Origin of the sequence: Corynebacterium sp. (assembly GCF_043426755.1) — a bacterium.
GTDB lineage: Bacteria > Actinomycetota > Actinomycetes > Mycobacteriales > Mycobacteriaceae > Corynebacterium.
Genome location: NZ_JBHWRP010000054.1, coordinates 1 through 17828, shown reverse-complemented (window position 1 = coordinate 17828; position 17828 = coordinate 1). Strand labels below are relative to the sequence as shown.

General features: G+C 60.8%; 17 protein-coding genes. 8 read left to right on the top strand and 9 right to left on the bottom strand.

What is annotated here, in order from left to right; translation table 11 throughout:
• Positions 1–1744, top strand: a 1744-nt coding sequence (locus tag ACHFGA_RS05225; RefSeq protein ID WP_394281364.1) for a glycosyltransferase, incomplete at its 5' end; no start/stop codon positions are given.
• A 28-nt stretch (positions 1745–1772) separates the two neighbouring features.
• Positions 1773–2597: an aldo/keto reductase gene (locus ACHFGA_RS05220; protein WP_394281363.1), complete on the top strand. Its 825-nt coding sequence runs from the start codon at positions 1773–1775 to the stop codon at positions 2595–2597.
• Positions 2598–2663: 66 nt separating this feature from the next.
• On the opposite strand, the gene ACHFGA_RS05215 is transcribed toward ACHFGA_RS05220, so the two are convergent.
• From ACHFGA_RS05215 to ACHFGA_RS05205, 3 genes are all read right to left on the bottom strand, one after another.
• The gene (locus tag ACHFGA_RS05215; protein WP_394281362.1) at positions 2664–3137 is read right to left on the bottom strand and encodes a ribose-5-phosphate isomerase; all 474 of its coding nucleotides are present in this window, start codon (positions 3135–3137) and stop codon (positions 2664–2666) included.
• Positions 3138–3202: 65 nt separating this feature from the next.
• Positions 3203–4486: an O-acetylhomoserine aminocarboxypropyltransferase/cysteine synthase family protein gene (locus ACHFGA_RS05210; RefSeq protein ID WP_394281361.1), complete on the bottom strand. Its 1284-nt coding sequence runs from the start codon at positions 4484–4486 to the stop codon at positions 3203–3205.
• Between the two features lie 85 nt (positions 4487–4571).
• Complete coding sequence (locus tag ACHFGA_RS05205) at positions 4572–5198, bottom strand: DsbA family protein (RefSeq protein ID WP_394281360.1); 627 nt, start codon at positions 5196–5198, stop codon at positions 4572–4574.
• Positions 5199–5302: 104 nt separating this feature from the next.
• Here ACHFGA_RS05205 and pepN point away from each other — a divergent pair, with 104 nt between their 5' ends.
• The 4 genes from pepN (at position 5303) to ACHFGA_RS05185 (ending at position 10335) form a co-directional block, all read left to right on the top strand.
• Positions 5303–7702: an aminopeptidase N gene (gene pepN, locus ACHFGA_RS05200; protein ID WP_394281359.1), complete on the top strand. Its 2400-nt coding sequence runs from the start codon at positions 5303–5305 to the stop codon at positions 7700–7702.
• A gap of 80 nt (positions 7703–7782) precedes the next feature.
• Positions 7783–8256, top strand: a complete 474-nt coding sequence (locus ACHFGA_RS05195; RefSeq protein WP_394281358.1) for a hypothetical protein — start codon at positions 7783–7785, stop codon at positions 8254–8256.
• On the top strand, positions 8246–9682 hold the full coding sequence (locus tag ACHFGA_RS05190) for a sensor histidine kinase (RefSeq protein ID WP_394281365.1): 1437 nt from the start codon (positions 8246–8248) through the stop codon (positions 9680–9682). Before ACHFGA_RS05195 ends, ACHFGA_RS05190 begins: the two co-directional genes overlap by 11 nt.
• Positions 9679–10335 carry a response regulator transcription factor gene (locus ACHFGA_RS05185; RefSeq protein WP_394281357.1) on the top strand — a complete coding sequence of 219 codons (657 nt, stop codon included), beginning with the start codon at positions 9679–9681 and terminating at the stop codon, positions 10333–10335. Before ACHFGA_RS05190 ends, ACHFGA_RS05185 begins: the two co-directional genes overlap by 4 nt.
• On the opposite strand, the gene ACHFGA_RS05180 is transcribed toward ACHFGA_RS05185, so the two are convergent.
• On the bottom strand, positions 10332–11045 hold the full coding sequence (locus ACHFGA_RS05180) for a GntR family transcriptional regulator (protein ID WP_394281356.1): 714 nt from the start codon (positions 11043–11045) through the stop codon (positions 10332–10334). The genes ACHFGA_RS05185 and ACHFGA_RS05180 overlap by 4 nt on opposite strands.
• A gap of 97 nt (positions 11046–11142) precedes the next feature.
• Positions 11143–12285, bottom strand: coding sequence for a cystathionine gamma-synthase (locus tag ACHFGA_RS05175; RefSeq protein ID WP_394281355.1), 1143 nt, complete (start codon positions 12283–12285; stop codon positions 11143–11145).
• 104 nt (positions 12286–12389) lie between these two features.
• Here ACHFGA_RS05175 and ACHFGA_RS05170 point away from each other — a divergent pair, with 104 nt between their 5' ends.
• Positions 12390–13373: a mechanosensitive ion channel family protein gene (locus ACHFGA_RS05170; protein ID WP_394281354.1), complete on the top strand. Its 984-nt coding sequence runs from the start codon at positions 12390–12392 to the stop codon at positions 13371–13373.
• A 19-nt stretch (positions 13374–13392) separates the two neighbouring features.
• On the top strand, positions 13393–13764 hold the full coding sequence (locus tag ACHFGA_RS05165) for a globin (RefSeq protein WP_018582186.1): 372 nt from the start codon (positions 13393–13395) through the stop codon (positions 13762–13764).
• A gap of 7 nt (positions 13765–13771) precedes the next feature.
• Here the strand turns inward: ACHFGA_RS05165 and ACHFGA_RS05160 are convergent, their stop codons facing one another.
• From ACHFGA_RS05160 to ettA, 4 genes are all read right to left on the bottom strand, one after another.
• Positions 13772–15019, bottom strand: coding sequence for an HNH endonuclease signature motif containing protein (locus ACHFGA_RS05160; RefSeq protein ID WP_394281353.1), 1248 nt, complete (start codon positions 15017–15019; stop codon positions 13772–13774).
• A 168-nt stretch (positions 15020–15187) separates the two neighbouring features.
• Complete coding sequence (locus ACHFGA_RS05155) at positions 15188–15808, bottom strand: hypothetical protein (RefSeq protein ID WP_394281352.1); 621 nt, start codon at positions 15806–15808, stop codon at positions 15188–15190.
• Entirely contained in the window at positions 15805–16230 is a 426-nt protein-coding gene (locus ACHFGA_RS05150; protein WP_018582189.1) for an acyl-CoA thioesterase, read from the bottom strand. The genes ACHFGA_RS05155 and ACHFGA_RS05150 overlap by 4 nt, the downstream gene beginning before the upstream one ends.
• A gap of 26 nt (positions 16231–16256) precedes the next feature.
• On the bottom strand, positions 16257–17828 hold a 1572-nt coding region (gene ettA, locus ACHFGA_RS05145), incomplete at its 5' end, for an energy-dependent translational throttle protein EttA (RefSeq protein ID WP_394281351.1).

Sequence of the window (17828 nt, the reverse complement as noted above, 5' to 3'; positions counted from 1 at the left end):
AGAGGGCGCCCAGCGTTTCCAGCACCGCGCCCGCGCGTATCGACGACTGGCCGCCCACGCCTGGGTGTCCGTGGTGAACTCGCAGCATGAGGCCGATTTCTTCGGTGCACCGCACACACCGCACGTGATTCCTTTGCCGATTCCCACCGTGCACAGCACCTATGCTCCCGAACCACACACGGTGGGCATCCTGGGATACCTCTACCCTGGCAAAGGGCACGAGGACGTGATTGAGCAGCTTGCTGGGAGCGGCTATCGTCTACGCTTTCTGGGACAGGTCTCGGCCGGCCACGAACAGTGGGCCCAGGCTTTATGCGCCCGGGCAGAAGAGCTGGGCGTTGAGGTAGAGATCACCGGCTGGCTTGACGACGAAGAACTCGCCCGCGAGATGGGCCGCATTGAGATTCCCGTGTGCGCCCACCGCCACTTTTCAGCCTCCGGATCATTGATGACCTGGCTGGGCGCGGGGCGACACGTGTTGGTCAGCGACAGTGCTTATGCCCGGGAGATCGCCACGCATTACGACGAGCAGATCACCCTTGTCCCCCGCGACCACTGGCGCGAAGCCATTGATAACGCCGCCCCCACCCCGCCGGTAGCACCGCGGCCCCACGGCTGGCCTGAGGTCGCGCGCATGTGGCAGCGCCTCTGGTACCCACCCGTCAGCGTGGTCATCCCGCACTATAACGACCACGAGGTCCTTGCCCGCACAGTCAAATCCGTGCGCGCCCAGGACTACCCGGGCCCCGTAGAGATCGTGGTGGCAGACGACGGCTCCCCCACCCCACCAGCCATCGAGGATGCCATCGTGGTCACCCAACCCGACGAAGGTTTCCGCGCCGCAGCCGCCCGCAACCAAGGTGCCGCGGCCGCCAGCGGTGACATCCTCGCCTTTGTCGACGCAGACACCATCCTGGAACCCGACTACCTCCGCCAGGTCACCTCCTGTCTGGCTGGGCGGCCGCGCGGGGTGGTCGTCGGCACGCGCACCACCGGCCCAGACCGGACCGAACCGGAGTGGCTGCGCCGCGCCTGGGCCGACACCGATGACCTAGCGCGCGCCGACGATACCTCTTGGCGCTTCATCATCAGCGCGGTGCTCACCTGCCACCGCGCGTTCTTCACCGACCTCGGCGGCTTCGACGCCACGCTGGTCGGCTACGGCGGCGAAGATTGGGACTTCGGCTACCGCGCGTGGAACGCCGGCGCCACCTTCATCCACTCGCCGCACGCCCGCGCCCACCACCCACAACCGGATTGGGGTGCGCGTCACGACGATCCCCTCGCCGCCGCGGCCGAGAAGAATGCCGAGTCCATTGCGCTGGCCACCCGCATCACGCACCCCATCGCACGACCCGCGGGCGTGATCTTTGAGCGCACCGACATCGTGGTGCGCCTCCGCGGCAAGTGGGGCCCAGGTGTGAGCGAGGCGGTCATCGCCTCTTGGTTGAGTTTGGGAGATGTGGCGGTGGTCGTCGATAAGCCTCCGCAACTATTTGCTCAGGACCCGCGCGTGCGCACCCAGGCTGACCCGGCCCGCATCGAGGTCGCGCTCGAGCGGGCGCTTGCACCGACCGATGCGCTGTTGCAGGCGCTGCGTAGGCATGGGCATGTCACCGCGCCGGGACTGGTGGCGTCGACGGCGCGGGCCCGGGCGCTGCACACCCAGGCCACGGCTGTCGATGGGGTCTGTACCCCCGTTGAGGGTCCGATTCGTTTGGAGCGGTTATTCGCCGGATGGTAGCCGATATTTTTCAGTAGGATCTGAAGCCATGATCCCTTCGATTACTCTCAACGACGGAAATAGCATTCCCCAGCTTGGCTTCGGCACGTTCTTGGTCGCCCCGGAAGAGGCGGAACGTGTGGTCTCTGAAGCGCTCGAGGTGGGTTACCGCCACATCGACACCGCTGCTTTCTACGGCAATGAGGAAGGCGTGGGGCGTGCGATCGCCAACTCTGGTATCCCGCGCGAAGAAATCTTTCTGACCACCAAGCTGTGGCAGGACCGCCACGAGGACGCGAACAAGGCGCTGGCCGAGTCCCTGGAGCGCCTGGGTACCGACTATGTGGACCTGTACTTGATTCACTGGCCTGCACCAATGCGCGACAAGTACACCACCGCGTGGAAGACCATGATCCAGGAGCGCGACAAGGGCCTGGCGAAGTCCATCGGCGTGTGCAACTTCCTGCCTGAGCACTTGGACAAACTGGAGACCACCTCCGATGTCACCCCAGTGATCAACCAGATTGAGCTACACCCGTTCTTCCAGCAGTGGAAGGATGTTGACGCCGCTAAGGTGCACTCCATCGCCGTGGAGGCGTGGCACCCGCTGGCCCAGTTCAAGCGTGATTTCACCGAGATCCCGGAGATCATGGAACCTGCTGAGGCGCACGGCAAGACCCCGGCCCAGGTTGTGCTGCGGTGGCACATCCAGAACGGCACCATCGTGTTCCCGAAGACCAACCACGTTGAGCGGATGCGCGAAAACATGGACATCTTCGATTTCGAGCTGAGCCCGAAGGAAATGGAAGGCATCATCTCCCTGGATGAGGGCGAGGATGGCCGCATCGGCTTCCACCCGAACGAGCGCGAGTAACCCCTCACGCCACAAACACAAAGGTCAGGCCTGCGCAGTAATCCGTGCAGGCCTGACCTTCACTATTTATGCTCCGGGGACCTCAGGTGCCTCGCCGGTGCGCTCGTATTCCGCAAGGATGTCGATGCGGCGCTGGTGGCGCTCCGCCTCGGACCATGCTTGGTCCAGGAAGGCGGCCACAATGGCCAGGGTCTCTTCCTTGGTGTGCATGCGCCCACCGATGGCGATCAGCTGGGCATTGTTGTGCTCGCGGGCCAGGCGCGCGGTCTCCTCAGACCACGCCAGGGCGCAGCGCGCACCTTTGACCTTGTTGGCAGCAATATTCTCACCGTTGCCGGATCCGCCCAGCACGATGCCGAGGGATCCTTCGTCGGCAACAGTCTTCGCGGCGGCATCGATGCAGAATGCTGGGTAGTCGTCCTCGGCATCGTATTCGAAGGCGCCGCAGTCGATGGGCTCGTGTCCGTTAGCTTTCAGGTACTCGGCGATTTCATTCTTTCGCTCGAAACCTGCGTGGTCTGCTCCTAAATAAACGCGCATGAATTAGATACTACCCACCTGTTCGGCTTCTGTTGCACAAATGCCTCCAGAATCGCGGATGAGAACTAGATCGCGTCAAGCGCTTGGTCGATGTCGGCGATGATGTCGTCGACATGCTCCAGCCCCATCGACAGACGCACCAGGCCTGGGGTGATACCCACGGACGCGAGCTGCTCGTCCGGCACCTGGCGGTGCGTGGTGGATGCGGGGTGGAGTACGCAAGAACGCGAGTCAGCGACGTGGACTTCGCGCGAGATCATCGTGAGTGCGTCCATGAACTTCACCCCGGCCTCGCGGCCGCCCTTGAGGTCCACGGTGACCACGCCCGATGCGCCCTCGGGCAGGTACTTCTGGGCCAGGTCGTAGTACTTGGAGGATTCCAAGCCTGGGTAACGAACCTCGTGGAAGACGTCGGTGCGCGCCTCAAGGTGCTTCGCCACGGCCAGGGCGTTCTCGCAGTGGCGGCGGATACGCACGTCGAGGGACTCCAAGGACAGGTTCAGCAGGAACGCGGAGTGGGCCGCCGGGTAGGCGCCGAAGTCACGCATCAGCTGCATGCGGGCCTTGATGATGAAAGGCGCAGCCGCGTAGTCCTTGGTGTACACCACGCCGTGGTAGGACTCGTCGGGCTCGGTGAAGTCCGGGAATTTGCCGTTGGTGTAGTCGAAGGTGCCGGCGTCGACGATCATGCCGCCGATCTGTGCAGCGTGTCCGTCCATGTACTTGGAGGTGGAGTGAATGACAACGTCGGCGCCGTATTCGATGGGCTTGCACAGCATCGGGGTGGCGAAGGTGGAGTCCACGATCAAGGGCACGCCCTGGTCATGGGCGATGCCAGCGAACTTCTCAATATCCAGCACGCTCATCGCCGGGTTCGCGATGATTTCGCCGAACAGCGCCTTGGTGTTCGGCTTGAACGCGGCAGCGATCTCTTCGGCCGGCGCGTCCTGGTCCACGTAGATGACTTCGATGCCGTACTTCGCCAGCGTGGTGCTGAACAGGTTCGAGGTGCCGCCGTAGATTTCCGACGACGCCACGAAGCTATCGCCGGCGGAGCACAGGTTCATGATGGCGAATGCCGTTGCGGCCTGGCCAGAGGTGGTGGCCATGGCGGCCGCTCCCCCTTCCAGGTCCGCCACCTTTTCCTCCACGGCCATCACCGTCGGGTTGGCGAACCGGGAGTAGATCAGGGCGTGGGTGGGCTCGTCGAACACCGCAGTGATGTCGTCGGACGAGTCGAAGGTGTAGGTGGTGGACTGCACGATCGGCAGCTGACGTGGCTCCGTGTTTCCCGGGGTGTAGCCGGAGTGGATGAGCTTAGATTCGTTGCGCAAAGGGTTGTCGGACATGCGAAAACGCCCTTTCAATCAAGGTGGTGGTGCTGATATTTATTCAGCAACAATACCGCCTTGAGAAAGGGCGTGGGGTCAGTTCTTACTTCCAGCCGTCTAGCTGCGGGTTTTCGAAGCGATCGCGCTTCATTTCAAAGAAGTAAGGATATGCTGCGAGCTTCGCATAGGCGTCGAATAGTTCGCCGGATTCCTCGCCCTCTGGGAAGCGGGTGATCACAGGGCCGAAGAAGGCGTTGTCCTCCACCTTGACGATGGGGGTGCCGGAGTCCTGGCCGACAGCGTCCTGGCCAGCCTTGTGGTAGACGCGCAGGTCAGCGTCCATCTCTTCGGTGTTGGCCACATCGGCGTACTCGGCGGGCAGGCCCACCTTTTCCAGTGCGCGCTTGATTACGTCGTCGTAAGCGCCGAAGTCCTGCTTGGAGTTCTCGCCCTCGTTGTGCACGATCTCGCCCATGGCGGTGTAGAGCTCGCCGACCTTCTCTGGCTGTTCGTTCTTCACCTTGGCGAAGACGCGGGCAGGGCCCCAGTTTGCCTTCATCTTTTCGGCGTAGTCCTCAGGGATGTCAGCGCCCTCGTTGAGGACGGAGAGAGACATGGGAATCCACTCGACATCGATGTCGCGGACCGTTTCTACTTCCTTAATCCAGCGCGAGGTTTTCCACGCGAATGGACAGGATACGTCAAACCAGAACTTGACTGGGGTTACCATAATTAATTCCTCCGAAATTTACTTTAAGTTTCTACCGTCTTGCGTTCTCCAGAGTACTGGATCACACAGAAACGTCAACCAGCCTACAGCGTTAGAGTGGAGCAATGACTTCAGAATCTTTGACCCGCGACCACGCCCGCCACCGTGCCAGCCTCATCACGGACGTCCATTATCGCGTCCACCTCGACGTCACCGGGCCGGAGACCTTCACCTCCACCACCACGGTGACATTCAGCTCCGGCGCGGGCGAGATCAGCATCGACCTGAATGTAATGGATGGCTCGTGGGAGGCATCGCTTAACGACGAAGCCCTGCGCGACCTTTCCTTCCCGGTCACGGAGGGCGAACAGACCCTCGTCGTCAAGGCCGAAATCCCTTATTCGCGCACGGGCGAGGGGCTGCACCGTTTCGTCGACCCAGCCGACGAGAAGGTGTACCTGTACTCCCAGTTTGAGCCTGCCGATGCCCACCGCGTCTTCGCCTGCTTCGACCAGCCGGACATCAAGGCCACGTATGAACTCTCCATGACCACGCCCGAGTCCTTCACCGTGGTGATGAACGAGCCGACGACGAGCAGCCCATCGGCCGGCGGCACGATGCACACCTGCGTGATCGACTACCCGCTATCGACCTACTTGGTGGCCTTCATCGCCGGCGAGTACGCCCACGTGCACGACGCCTTCGAGGATATTGAGCTGGGACTCTACGCGCGCGCCTCCATCATGGAGCACCTGGACGCGGAGCGCTTGTTCACCGAAACCAAGCAGGGCTTTGCCTACTACCACGAGAATTTTGGGCGCCCCTACCCATTCACTAAGTACGACCAGATTTTCTGCCCCGAGTTCAATATCGGCGCGATGGAGCACGTGGGCGCAGTGACGATCCGCGACGAGTACGTCTTCACCTCCGAGGCGAGCCCGTATATGTATGAGCGTCGCAATGAAACCATCTTGCACGAGATGGCGCACATGTGGTTCGGCAACCTGGTGACGATGCAGTGGTGGGACGACCTGTGGCTCAACGAGTCCTTCGCCACCTGGTCCGCGGCGATCACCCAAGCCGAGGCCACGGAGTATGACACCGCGTGGGTCACCTTCGCCAACGTGGAAAAGGCGTGGGCGTATAGCCAGGACCAGCTCCCGTCGACCCACCCCATCAGTACCGACGCGCCCGACGTGGAGACGGCCGAGCAGAACTTTGACGGCATCACCTACGCCAAGGGCGCCAGCGTGCTCAAGCAGCTGCAGGCCTACGTGGGCCGCGACGCGTTTTTCGCCGGCGTACGCGCCCACTTCGACAATCACGCCTATGGCAACGCCACTTCCGACGACCTACTCGGAGCGCTGGAGCAGGCCTCCGGGCGCGATTTGAGCGAGTGGTCCCAGCAGTGGCTGAAGACCACGGGCATCTCCACGCTGTACCCGGAGATCACCGACCGCTTCGTCGTTGTCCAGAACTCCGATGTGCAGCGCACGCACCGCGTCGGCGTCGGGCTCTATTCGCTTATCGACGACACCGTGCGCCGAACCCACCACGTAGAGATCGACATTACTGGCGAGCGTACCGAGATCCCCGAATTCGCAGGCGTCGCGCACGACCTTGCCCTGGTCAACGATGGGGACCTCACCTACTGCCTGATGGGCATTGCCCCACAGCAGCAGGACTTCGTCGTCAAGCACCTGGGCGATATCGCTGACCCGATGGCGCGCACGCTGGCATGGTCGGCGGCGTGGCAGGCGACCCGCGCCGGTGAGATGCCCTCGCGCGACTTTGTCGATCTGGTGGCACGCCACTTGGACGCGGAGGATCAGACCGCCGTGCTGGAGCGCGTGGCCGGCCAGGCGGCGATGGCTGCCCGCTATTACGTGGCCGACAACTACCGCGACCAGGCCTTCGCCACCTTGGCCGAGGCCTTTCAGGGGAGGGAGCCCGCTACCATCTTCGACCGGGCACTCGCGCGCCTGCCGCAGACCGAGGCCAGTGCCGCCTACCTGCACTCGCTGCTTGAGACCTCTAATAACCAGGAGGTGCGCTGGCTGGCGATCACCGCGCTCATCGCGCATGGCGACCTTGACCTTGACGCCTTAGAGCAGGAAGGCGATCGTAGTTCCGCCGGCGAGCTGGCACGTCTGCGGGCGCAGGCGGTCGTCGATAAGCAATGGGCCTTCGACGAGGTCATGTCTGGTCAGCGCACCAATCTGGAGGCGCGCCACCTGATGGAGGGCTTCAACTTCACCGACGGCGGTGACTTCACCGATGCCTACTTCGACCAGGCGCGGCGCGTGTGGCAGGAGCAGTCCTCAGAGATGGCGCAGCGCACGCTGACTGGGCTCTACCCGGCGCGGGACCTCTCTGATGCGGCTTTGGCGCGTGCCGACGAGCTCTTGGCCGGTGAGTTGCCGCAGGGACTGCGCAGGATACTTTCTGAAGAACGGGATAAAGTGGAGCGTGCTCGCCGAAACCGCTTGGTTGATAAGGAACGGGACATGAAAGAACTTTCATAGTGGTTTCATGTGTAGTTCAGAGGCGAATGGCAGACTGAGGCTATAGCCACAGAATACCGGACCGCTAAAGGATCAAAATCATGACGTCACTGCGCAAGTTCGCGCCCATCATGGCGATCGTTGCTCTCTTGGTGCTCGTCGCCGTCGGCGGTGCTGCACTAGCGAACAACAATCAGGCACCCGATGTCCCGGAGGAGGCCGCAAGCATCACGCTGAACCCGGAAACCAGCACCTCGGGTACGTCGAGCAGTTCGAGCAGTTCGGATACCTCGAGCAGTTCAGATACCTCGAGCAGTGCTGAATCCGGCGCTGCGGAAGGCAACGGCGAGCCCGCTCCTGAAGAGCCGCAGCGCGAACCCGCCCCAGCCCAGGCGCCAGCCCCAGCCCCTGCTCCGGCTCCTGCCCCAGCACCTGCGCCGCAGCAGCAGTACATCCCACCGGCCCCTGCCCCTGTGTACACGCAGCCCTATAACCCGGCGCCGCAGTGGACAGACGATGACTGGGACGACGATGATTGGGATGATGACTGGGACGACGATTGGGATGACGACTAAAAAGAAGCCACTGGCCACCTCTCTGAGAAGACGGGTGGTTGTGTGGACGACCGTGGTGGTGTTTTTCGCACTCTCCGCGGTATTAGTCTTTACTCGTTCGTTTTATATGGGCCAGATCACTGACAGCGTGAACGGCGCGGTGGTTCAAGAAATCGACGAGTTTGCGAAATTCGCCAACGATGGCGTTGATCCTGAAACCGGTGAAGCTTTCGACGATCCGCAGCGCCTCATCGAGGTCTATCTCCAGCGGCAGATCCCTGACCCCACGGAAAATATGCTGGGCTTGATCGACGGGAAAATGCTCCAACTAGACTATTCCCAGCTGTCTGGCGAACAACCGGATCCGGTGGCTTTCGACGATCCCATCGTGCACGAGATCCTCAATAGTCCCTCCCACGGCGGCCGGTACGAGGGGATGCACTGGGGCCGGGTGGAAATCGACGACAATGCAACCTTCGCCGTGATTTATGATTCCGGACCCGACCGGACCCAAGCTAATAACAACATGATGTGGATCAGCCTGATCTCGCTGGGCGGTCTGATTGCCGCGATGTTGATGGCATGGTTCATTTCGGGGCAGATCACAGCGCCGATCCGCAAGCTGCAGAAGGTCGCCTCGTCGATAAGCAACTCTGACCTGACCGCGCGCGTGCCTGTGGAATCGAACGACGAGATCGGGCAACTGGCGATCACGTTCAACGCGATGCTCGACCGCATCGAGGCCGCCTACCGCGACCAGCGGCAGTTCGTCGACGACGCCGGGCACGAGCTGCGCACTCCGATCACCGTGGTGCGCGGGCAGCTCGAGCTGCTGCCGTATACCGCGCCGGAGGACCAGGCGAAATCCATCGAGTTGGCCACCGCTGAGCTGGATCGGATGGCGCGCATGGTCAACGACATGCTCACCCTGGCCGTGGCGGATTCGGGCGATTTCGTCCAACCCGAGCTGACGGACCTGACAGAGCTGACGATCTCCATCGACGATAAAGCCTCGACTATCGACGAGCGGGCCCGCCTTGTCGAGATGGCCGAAGGTGAGGCGGAGCTCGACGCGGAACGAGTCACCGAGGCGGTGCTGGAATTGTTCGGCAATGCGCTGAAGTATTCCGACGAGCAGGTAGAGATCGGCAGTACCCTGCTGGGCGAGGGCGAAGACCGGACCGTGCGTTTCTGGGTGCGCGACCGTGGCGAAGGTATCCCTGAGGAGACGCGCGGGAAGCTGTTCGACCGCTTCTCCCGCGGGGACAACCTGGGGTCGCGGCCGAGTGGCGCGGGCCTGGGCCTGTCGATTGTGCAGGCGATTGGTGAGGCCCACGGGGGCCACGCGTTCGTTGAATCTACAGTTGGGCTTGGTAGTATTTTTGGGCTGGAAATTCCTGCCCCGGAGGACCCTGAGGTCTTGAATCGAGACGGAGAAACACTATGAGCAGAATTTTGATCGCCGAAGACGACCATGGGATCGCCGACTTCATCGAACGCGGCCTGACGGCTGCGGGCTACCCGTGTGACACGGTTGATTCCGGGCCGGCGGCCTTTGCCATGGCGCGCACTGGCGACTACGACCTCATGATCTTGGACCTCGGCCTGCCCCACATGGACGGGGCCGACGTGTTAGAACAGCTCCGTACGCTGCGGGTCACCCTGCCCATCATCGTGTTGACGGCGCGCACCAAAGTGGAAGACCGCGTCCGCGTGCTTGAGGGCGGTGCCGACGATTACATGCCGAAGCCTTTTCAGTTCGCCGAGTTACTGGCGCGCGTCCGCCTTCGTCTGAGCGAAAGGCAGTCACCTTCCTCTGTGGAGCTCACGCGCGGCGATTTGGTGCTGGATCTGTGCTCCCAGCGGGTTCAGGTGGATGGCAAGTGGAAAGACTTGTCCCGCCGCGAGCTCAGCCTGTTGGAGACGTTCATGCGCCACCCCGGCCAGATCCTCTCGCGCGCCCAGTTGCTGTCCATGGTCTGGGGGATGGATTTTGATCCCGGCTCCAACGTGGTCGACGTCTATATCCGGACCCTGCGGAAGAAGATTGGTGCAGAGAAGATCGAAACCATCCGCGGATCCGGCTACCGCCTGGTTTAATCCCGCGCGGTGACAACCTTGACTTGAGCCACGTCCGGGCGAATTGCCACGTAGGAAAAGGCGACGATGTCGTCGTTACGCAGGTGTGTTGTCCGCGTGATCCGCAGGACCTGCGCAGCGCTGGTCACTTCCAAACGGCTGCGCTCTGCGTCTGTGGCAGCCCCTGGCACGATCACGTCTTCGCGCTTGTCGACGTCCGCCCCTAGCTTATTGGCCAACGCGTCAATCAGGGAGTGGTCGAGGTGCTGCGCGATGTCTGCATATTCCAGCGGTACAAAGATGGTCTCTAGAATCCCTGGCACCCCGGAGATATAACGCAGCACCTCCGCCCGAAATACGTCATCGCCCGAGTTGATCTTGAAGGCCGTTGCCACTGGGTGCGGGGCCGAGACGACCCCTTGGCTGAGCGTTTCGTGAGAGTGTGCAATCTCCAGGGAATCAAGTTGGGCATCCACGCCGTCGATCTTTGTTAGCTCCAGCATGGGCGGAACCGCGCGGACAAACGTGCCCCCGGTGCGGCCGCGTTTGCGATCGATCAGCCCCTCCATCTGCAGGAGGTCGAGGGCGTGACGGATGGTCATGCGAGCAACGTCGAACTCGCTGACCAGCTCACGCTCCGCGGGCAGACGATCCCCCGGCTTGTAGGTGCGATCCTCGATCCCTTTGCGAAGCGTTTCAGCGATGGCCACATAGGCAGGTTTGCGGGCCATAACACCTCCGTTGGTTGTTCGGTACACCGATTATGGAATACGTCCACAACCTAAGATATAGGGGAATTCGCGTGCGACGTTAAGTTTCCTTCGCAAACTACAGCTGAGCGAGGGCCTGCTCGATGTCGGCGATCAGGTCTTCCACGTCCTCGATCCCGATGGAAATGCGAACCAGCTCGCGCGGCACCGCCAAATCGGAATCCTCGACGGACACGTGAGTCATGGTGGCCGGGTGTTCCACCAATGACTCCACCCCGCCGAGCGATTCTGCCAGCGCGATCAGCTTGGTGGACTTGCAGAACTTCTTCGCTTGCTCCTCCGTTTGGAAAATCACGGACACCATGCCGCCGAAACGCTTCATCTGCTTCTTCGCCACTTCGTGGTTCGGGTGATCCGGCAGACCCGGGTAACACACGCGAGCCACCTCCTCACGCCCCTGCAGGAACTCCGCCACCTTCTCCGCGTTATCGCAGTGGCGGTCCATGCGCACGCTCAGCGACTTGATTCCGCGAGCCGTCAGGTAGGTATCGAAGGGCGATGGGATCGCGCCGACCCAGCCAAAGAAGAAGCGGAGCTGCTCCTCTAGCGCAGGATCGTTGGCGCAGACGAGGCCACCGATCACATCCGAGTGTCCGCCCAGGTACTTCGTCGTCGAGTGCACAACGACGTCCGCACCGAGCGCCAAAGGCTGCTGGAGGTACGGGGAGGCGAAGGTATTGTCAACGACGAGGGACGTAGAGCCCTTGATGTCAGCGATCGCGCGGATATCGACGATATCGAGCGCCGGATTGGTTGGCGTTTCCACCCAGATCACCTTGGTGTTGTCCTGAATAGCTGCCTGGACCTGTTCCGGCTTCGTCGTATCGACGACGGTATTTTCAATGCCCCACTGGTTGAAAATTTGGTTGATCAGGCGGTAGGTGCCACCGTATGCATCGTTGCCGATGATGATGTGGTCACCCGGCTTCAACAGGATGCGCAGCACCGTATCGATTGCCGCCATGCCTGACGCGTACGCGACCGCATAGTCCGAGCGTTCAAGGGCGGCGACGGTCTTTTCTAGTGCCGTGATCGTCGGATTGCCCACGCGCGTGTATTCGTAGCCGTTCCGCAATTCCGCAAGACCATCTTGCTGGAAGGTGGTCGACGCGTAGATGGGTACGTTGATGGACCCGTACAAACTGTCGGGTTCGTAACCGGCATGGATGGAGTCGGTGGAAAAACCAGAACCGTTGGACATAGGGTTCCTTTCTAGTTCGAGATTAGACACATAGTAGACCAAGCTGTTCACTCGGCGGTGAATTATATGCACCGTTACAATGTTCCCGTGAAGAAAGGAGTCATTTGAACACTTACCTAGCCCAAGAAGAAAGCACGCCAGTACCCACATCAGTCGATGATGCCGTCGGTAGCGTCAACGAATGGTGGAACAACCCCGTGACCCAAGAATGGATCATCGAGCGACCGCTGAAGATTCTGGTCATCCTGGTCGTCGCAGCGATCATTCATTGGATTCTTGTGCGGGTGATCAACCGCGCTGCCCGCCACAACATTGACAGTGGCGGCAACAACTTCCCCCTATTTTTCCGTTCCGCCAGCGGGGAGCTCTCCGCGCAGCAGAAAGCGCAGGAGGAGCGCCGAAAACAACGCGTGAAAACCCTGGCGAGCGTGGGCCGCTCCGCGGTAGCGATCATTGTATGGGTCTGGGCAGCCCTGGCGGTCCTAGACCAGCTCGGCGTGAATATTGGCCCACTGATCGCCTCGGCCGGTGTGGTCGGTGTTGCGATCGGTTTCGGCGCACAGTCCCTGGTGAAGGATTTCCTGTCCGGCATCTTTATGCTGCTGGAAGACCAATACGGAGTGGGCGACACGATTGAGGTCAACGACATTTCCGGCGATGTCGAGGAAGTCACCCTGCGCATTACGACGGTGCGCGACATCGACGGCACACTATGGTACGTCCGCAACGGCGAGATCTTGCAGGTAGGCAACTACTCTGCTTCCTACTCAGTGGCCCGCGTCCAGATCCCTGTGTCGCTCAAAGCAGACCCTGACGCGGTGGCCGACACGATCATTTCTTCTGCGGAGCGAGCCCTTGAGGGCGATGAGTGGAAGAGTTCCGTCTTGGAGCCACCCGTCCTGAATGGCGTGACCGATTTCGCCGTTGACCATATGAGCTACCGCGTTTCGGTAAAAACTTTGCCTGGCCAGCAATGGAGCGTCCAACGGCATCTCAACCGGCGCATCCTTGATGACCTTCAAAGCGCTGGGGTGCCGCTCCCCTACCCGAATGGCCGAATTCAGTTCCCAGGCAGCGAAGAAGAGTAACTGCCCGTAGGGTTGTGCCATGGCCACATCTTTTTATGAACAAGTCGGCGGCGATGCGTTCTTTTCCGCGCTCGTCGAAGGCTTCTACACGCAGGTGCGTGACGACGACCTGATCGGCCCAATGTACCCCCAAGATGATTGGGAGGGGGCCGAGCAGCGCTTGAAGTGGTTCCTCGCCCAGTATTGGGGCGGGCCTACCACTTTCAACGAGAAGCGTGGGGCACCGATGTTGCGCAGGCGCCACTTCCCCTATGAGATCGGGGAGCCGGAGGCAGAACGCTGGCTTGAGTTGATGCATAACTCTTTGGACAGCGTGGAAGTTTCCGACGAGCATCGCGCGGCACTCTGGGACCATATGGTGCGTGTCGCAGCAATGATGATCAACAAGTAGCCCCCAGTTAGAACGGTGGCGGCCCTTCGTATTGCGGTGCGCGTTTCGTCGGCGGGCTGGTCTGTTTGCTCGGTCCAGCCTTTTGACGTCTTCGCTTCTTCCGCTGGTTGAGGGTTACTTTCCAGCGGGCATTCTTCGGTGCGAGGAGCCCGTCGGCTTCGTCGACGACCCAAGTGCCGTCCCTGAATAGCCAGTAGACGTCACCACTGATCGGTTCGAAGATGTAGTGAACTAACCCGTCAGTTTTCCGATTGTGGTGGTGCCTACACAGACTGACCAGATTTCTCGGGCTGGTCGGTCCGCCCTTGGCCCAGTCGACACAATGGTCTTTGTCGGTGTGGGTAGCTGGGCGGTTACAACCTGGCCAGCGGCAGGTCCCGTCGCGCCCGTTGATATACGCGCGCATCAGGCCGGTAGCCGCGTATTGTTCGGTCACCCTGTCTTTTGCGGCCATGATGTCACGGACAGTCTGTGCGTCCCGCTCAGCGGCCTCGGTTTCCTCTGGGCTGAGATTTCCGGAGCCAGGCATCCATGCACACGCCTCTGCTACGTCGCTGGCCTTGTACACGTTGAGGACAACAGAAAGATCAATATCTTCCAAGATGAGGCGTGCGTGGGCTTGAGCCAAGGAGATCTTTTCTTTGGCGGCGAATGCGCGAATTGCCTCATCGATCTGGGCCGTGGTGTATCCATCCCAGGTGCTGGAGGTGGTGAAGGTTCCGTCTTTGTTGTCCTCGACGTAGTGGTCCGGGACTGCTGGTTCGGACTCTTCGGCCTCTGGGGCATTCCTTAATTCGCGCAGCAGATCTTCGAGCCTGTTCCCTACTGCCCGGGGCCCAGGCATGACTTGGGCGGGTTTCGTCGGGGTGAGGAATTCAGTCAGAAACTCATCGACGATGGCCTGGTTCTCTGGATGATCCCAGAAGGTGTCGCAGCATAGCGTGGCTGCGATCTTCCGTAGCAGGATCATATTCGCGTGATATAAGGATTCCACCAATAGCTGAAAGCGTGGAAGGGCAATGAGCGTGTCCATCGCGAGAAGGTTGTTGGCAATCATCGTTTCAGACACGCCAAGGTCTGCGGACAGTCCGGCTGCATATTCAGACCAGTCGCGCACTTCTTGTGGTGCCTCGGTATCGGCGAAGAGGCCTTTCCAGATGTCGTACTCAAGTTGCCTTAAGAGCCGTTGCTTCCTGGCCTTCGGTTTGTCGGAGCAGACTGCGTAGTATGCCTCACCTGTATTCGAGTGCCACATGGCTTCGTCACCCCCTCGACGAAATTGTCCCGATTATGTCCCCGTATCGTTCATTGACTACCCCATTTTAACCCAGGGAACGCGCGTTCGAAATAGGGTGTGATAAAAATCATAAAAATAACCGCGTGGTGCAACAATACTCCACGCGGCTAAAGGGCTATAGAACGTTTAGACGAACAGCCCAAGGCCTGATGAATGGTACACAGACCCAAATGGGGCATCCAACCGGGTCCACCGGCCTATCGTCGAGACGCGAAGGTGGCGAGGGATCTCCACCGGCGCGGAAAACCCGGGGATCAAGCCCAGCGACGTGCAGGCGAAGATCATCCGCATGGGAATCTCCACCTCATCGTCGATAGTGATCACCGTCTGGTCCAAAAGGGACTTCGGCGGTCCCAGCGGCCCGGAAAACTGACGCGCTAGATCTTGGCCTTGGTCGGCCAAACCACGCACGACGGTGACCGGGAGCACCTCGCGCTCCACAAACCCCGTTTTTGGAGGAAGAGCACCAATCCAATTCGGGTCCCGGGCAGCCCCGATGTAGGAACGTTCTTCGGCAAGAGCATCAAGCAGGTCAGTTGCAGACACCACTGCCCCATCACGCGAGCAGGTGCCGACGACTCGTCGTGAAGCAATCACTTCGAAGGGCGTGGAGACGAAAACGTCTACGGTGCCGTCGTCACGCGCCGAGAACCGTGCGGACGCCGAAGCGTCCATGCCGACGGTGCGGCCGACCAAAGAACGCAGGCCAGCAGCACCGTCGGTGATGGTGAGTGATTCATCCGTCACTCTGCGGGCTCCTCCGGCTTCATGGTCAGGATGCCCACTTCTTTTTGGGTCAGGGAACGCGGGCGCTCTACCTCCATGTCGATGGCCACCTGCACGCACTCGACGACGCACGCGGTGCGACCCTGGCGGTCCTTGATCTCCTGGCGGGTAGTGAAGGACGTGTTGCCGATTTCGACAACCTGCGTCTCGACGACAACCGTCTTCGTGTCAGGCAGGATCGGCCGCAGGAAATCGCACTCAATGTGGCGCACGAATACTGCAAACTCGTGGCCACGCTTTTCGAAGTACTCGTCCGCGAACTCCACGCGTGCTTCCTGGGCGATCTCAACATAACGGGCGTTCATGATGTGCCCGTAGCGGTCAAAGTCGCCCCAGCGCAGAGGCACCTCGTGGAGATGGATATTTGAAGATTGGTCCGACATAAAAGGTAATCCTATCTGGCTTTCCGCTATCGTGTCAGCTTGCGATGCGTGGATGCCTTTGGCTTTGCGGCCTCTTCGCCGTAACGCTCGACCTTGTTCTTCTCGTAGTCGCCGAAGTTACCCTCGAACCAGAACCACTTGCCTTCCTCATGGTCGCCCTCCCACGCAAGAATGTGGGTACAGGTGCGGTCCAGGAACCAGCGGTCGTGCGAAATGACCACTGCACAGCCCGGGAAGTTCTGCAGCGCGTTCTCCAGGGAGCCGAGTGTTTCGACGTCCAGGTCGTTTGTCGGCTCGTCAAGCAGGATCAGGTTGCCGCCCTGCTTCAGGGTCAGCGCCAGATTCAGACGGTTGCGCTCGCCACCAGAAAGCACCTTCGATGGCTTCTGCTGATCTGCACCCTTGAAACCAAAGGCGGACAGGTAAGCGCGCGAAGGCATCTCATTCTGCCCCACCACGATGTAGTCCAGGCCGTCAGAAACGACTTCCCACACCGTCTTCTCCGGATCGATGTTCGCACGGTTCTGGTCGACGTAGCTGATCTGAACAGTGTCGCCCACCTTCACGGTGCCCGCATCCGGCTCTTCCAAGCCGACGATGGTCTTGAACAGGGTGGACTTACCCACACCATTCGGGCCAATCACGCCCACGATGCCATTTCGTGGCAGCGTAAACGACAGGTCCTTGATCAAAGTACGGCCGTCGAAGCCCTTCTCCAGATTCTCTACCTCCACAACCTGGTTGCCCAGGCGTGGTGGCGTTGGGATCTGGATTTCCTCGAAGTCCAGCTTGCGGTACTTCTCTGCCTCCGCAGCCATCTCCTCATAGCGTTCCAGACGCGCCTTGTTCTTCGCTTGGCGAGCCTTCGGTGAGGACTTCACCCATGCCAGCTCGTCCTTCAGGCGCTTCTGCAGCTTCTTGTCCTTCTGGCCAGCAACCTCGAGGCGCTCCGCCTTCTTCTCCAGGTAGGTGGAGTAGTTACCCTCGTATGGGTACAGCTTTCCGCGGTCAACCTCACAGATCCACTCTGCGACGTTGTCCAGGAAGTAGCGGTCGTGAGTAATTGCCAGGACGGCACCTGGGTAGTCCTGCAGATGCTTCTCCAGCCACAGCACGGACTCAGCGTCCAGGTGGTTCGTCGGCTCGTCGAGAAGCAACAGGTCAGGCTGGGTCAGCAACAGCTTCGCCAGAGCCACACGACGACGCTCACCACCAGAGAGGTGGGTGACGGGCTCGTCGGCAGGCGGGCAGCGCAGCGCGTTCAGCGCTTGGTCAATCTTGGAGTCAACCTCCCATGCGTCTGCTGCGTCGAGGTCCTCCTGCAGCTTGCCCATTTCCTCCATGAGCTCGTCCGAGTAGTTTGTCGCCATTTCCTCGGCGATCTCCTCGAAGCGCTGCTTCTTCACCATGATGTCGCCGAGACCCTCCTCGACGTTTTCACGCACAGTCTTTTCCTCATTCAGAGGGGGTTCCTGCAGCAGGATGCCCACGGTGGCACCTGGGTCCAGGAATGCCTCACCGTTATTGGGCTGGTCGATGCCAGCCATGATCTTCAGAAGCGACGACTTACCGGCGCCGTTCGGGCCCACAACACCAAT

Coding starts and splice junctions, on each gene's coding strand:
- ACHFGA_RS05150 (WP_018582189.1), bottom strand. CDS start 16,230: ATGTCGGACCAATCTTCAAATATCCATCTCCACGAGGTGCCTCTGCGC.
- ACHFGA_RS05220 (WP_394281363.1), top strand. CDS start 1,773: ATGATCCCTTCGATTACTCTCAACGACGGAAATAGCATTCCCCAGCTT.
- ACHFGA_RS05165 (WP_018582186.1), top strand. CDS start 13,393: ATGGCCACATCTTTTTATGAACAAGTCGGCGGCGATGCGTTCTTTTCC.
- ACHFGA_RS05210 (WP_394281361.1), bottom strand. CDS start 4,486: ATGTCCGACAACCCTTTGCGCAACGAATCTAAGCTCATCCACTCCGGC.
- ACHFGA_RS05195 (WP_394281358.1), top strand. CDS start 7,783: ATGACGTCACTGCGCAAGTTCGCGCCCATCATGGCGATCGTTGCTCTC.
- pepN (WP_394281359.1), top strand. CDS start 5,303: ATGACTTCAGAATCTTTGACCCGCGACCACGCCCGCCACCGTGCCAGC.
- ACHFGA_RS05190 (WP_394281365.1), top strand. CDS start 8,246: ATGACGACTAAAAAGAAGCCACTGGCCACCTCTCTGAGAAGACGGGTG.
- ACHFGA_RS05205 (WP_394281360.1), bottom strand. CDS start 5,198: ATGGTAACCCCAGTCAAGTTCTGGTTTGACGTATCCTGTCCATTCGCG.
- ACHFGA_RS05175 (WP_394281355.1), bottom strand. CDS start 12,285: ATGTCCAACGGTTCTGGTTTTTCCACCGACTCCATCCATGCCGGTTAC.
- ACHFGA_RS05180 (WP_394281356.1), bottom strand. CDS start 11,045: ATGGCCCGCAAACCTGCCTATGTGGCCATCGCTGAAACGCTTCGCAAA.
- ACHFGA_RS05215 (WP_394281362.1), bottom strand. CDS start 3,137: ATGCGCGTTTATTTAGGAGCAGACCACGCAGGTTTCGAGCGAAAGAAT.
- ACHFGA_RS05160 (WP_394281353.1), bottom strand. CDS start 15,019: ATGTGGCACTCGAATACAGGTGAGGCATACTACGCAGTCTGCTCCGAC.
- ACHFGA_RS05185 (WP_394281357.1), top strand. CDS start 9,679: ATGAGCAGAATTTTGATCGCCGAAGACGACCATGGGATCGCCGACTTC.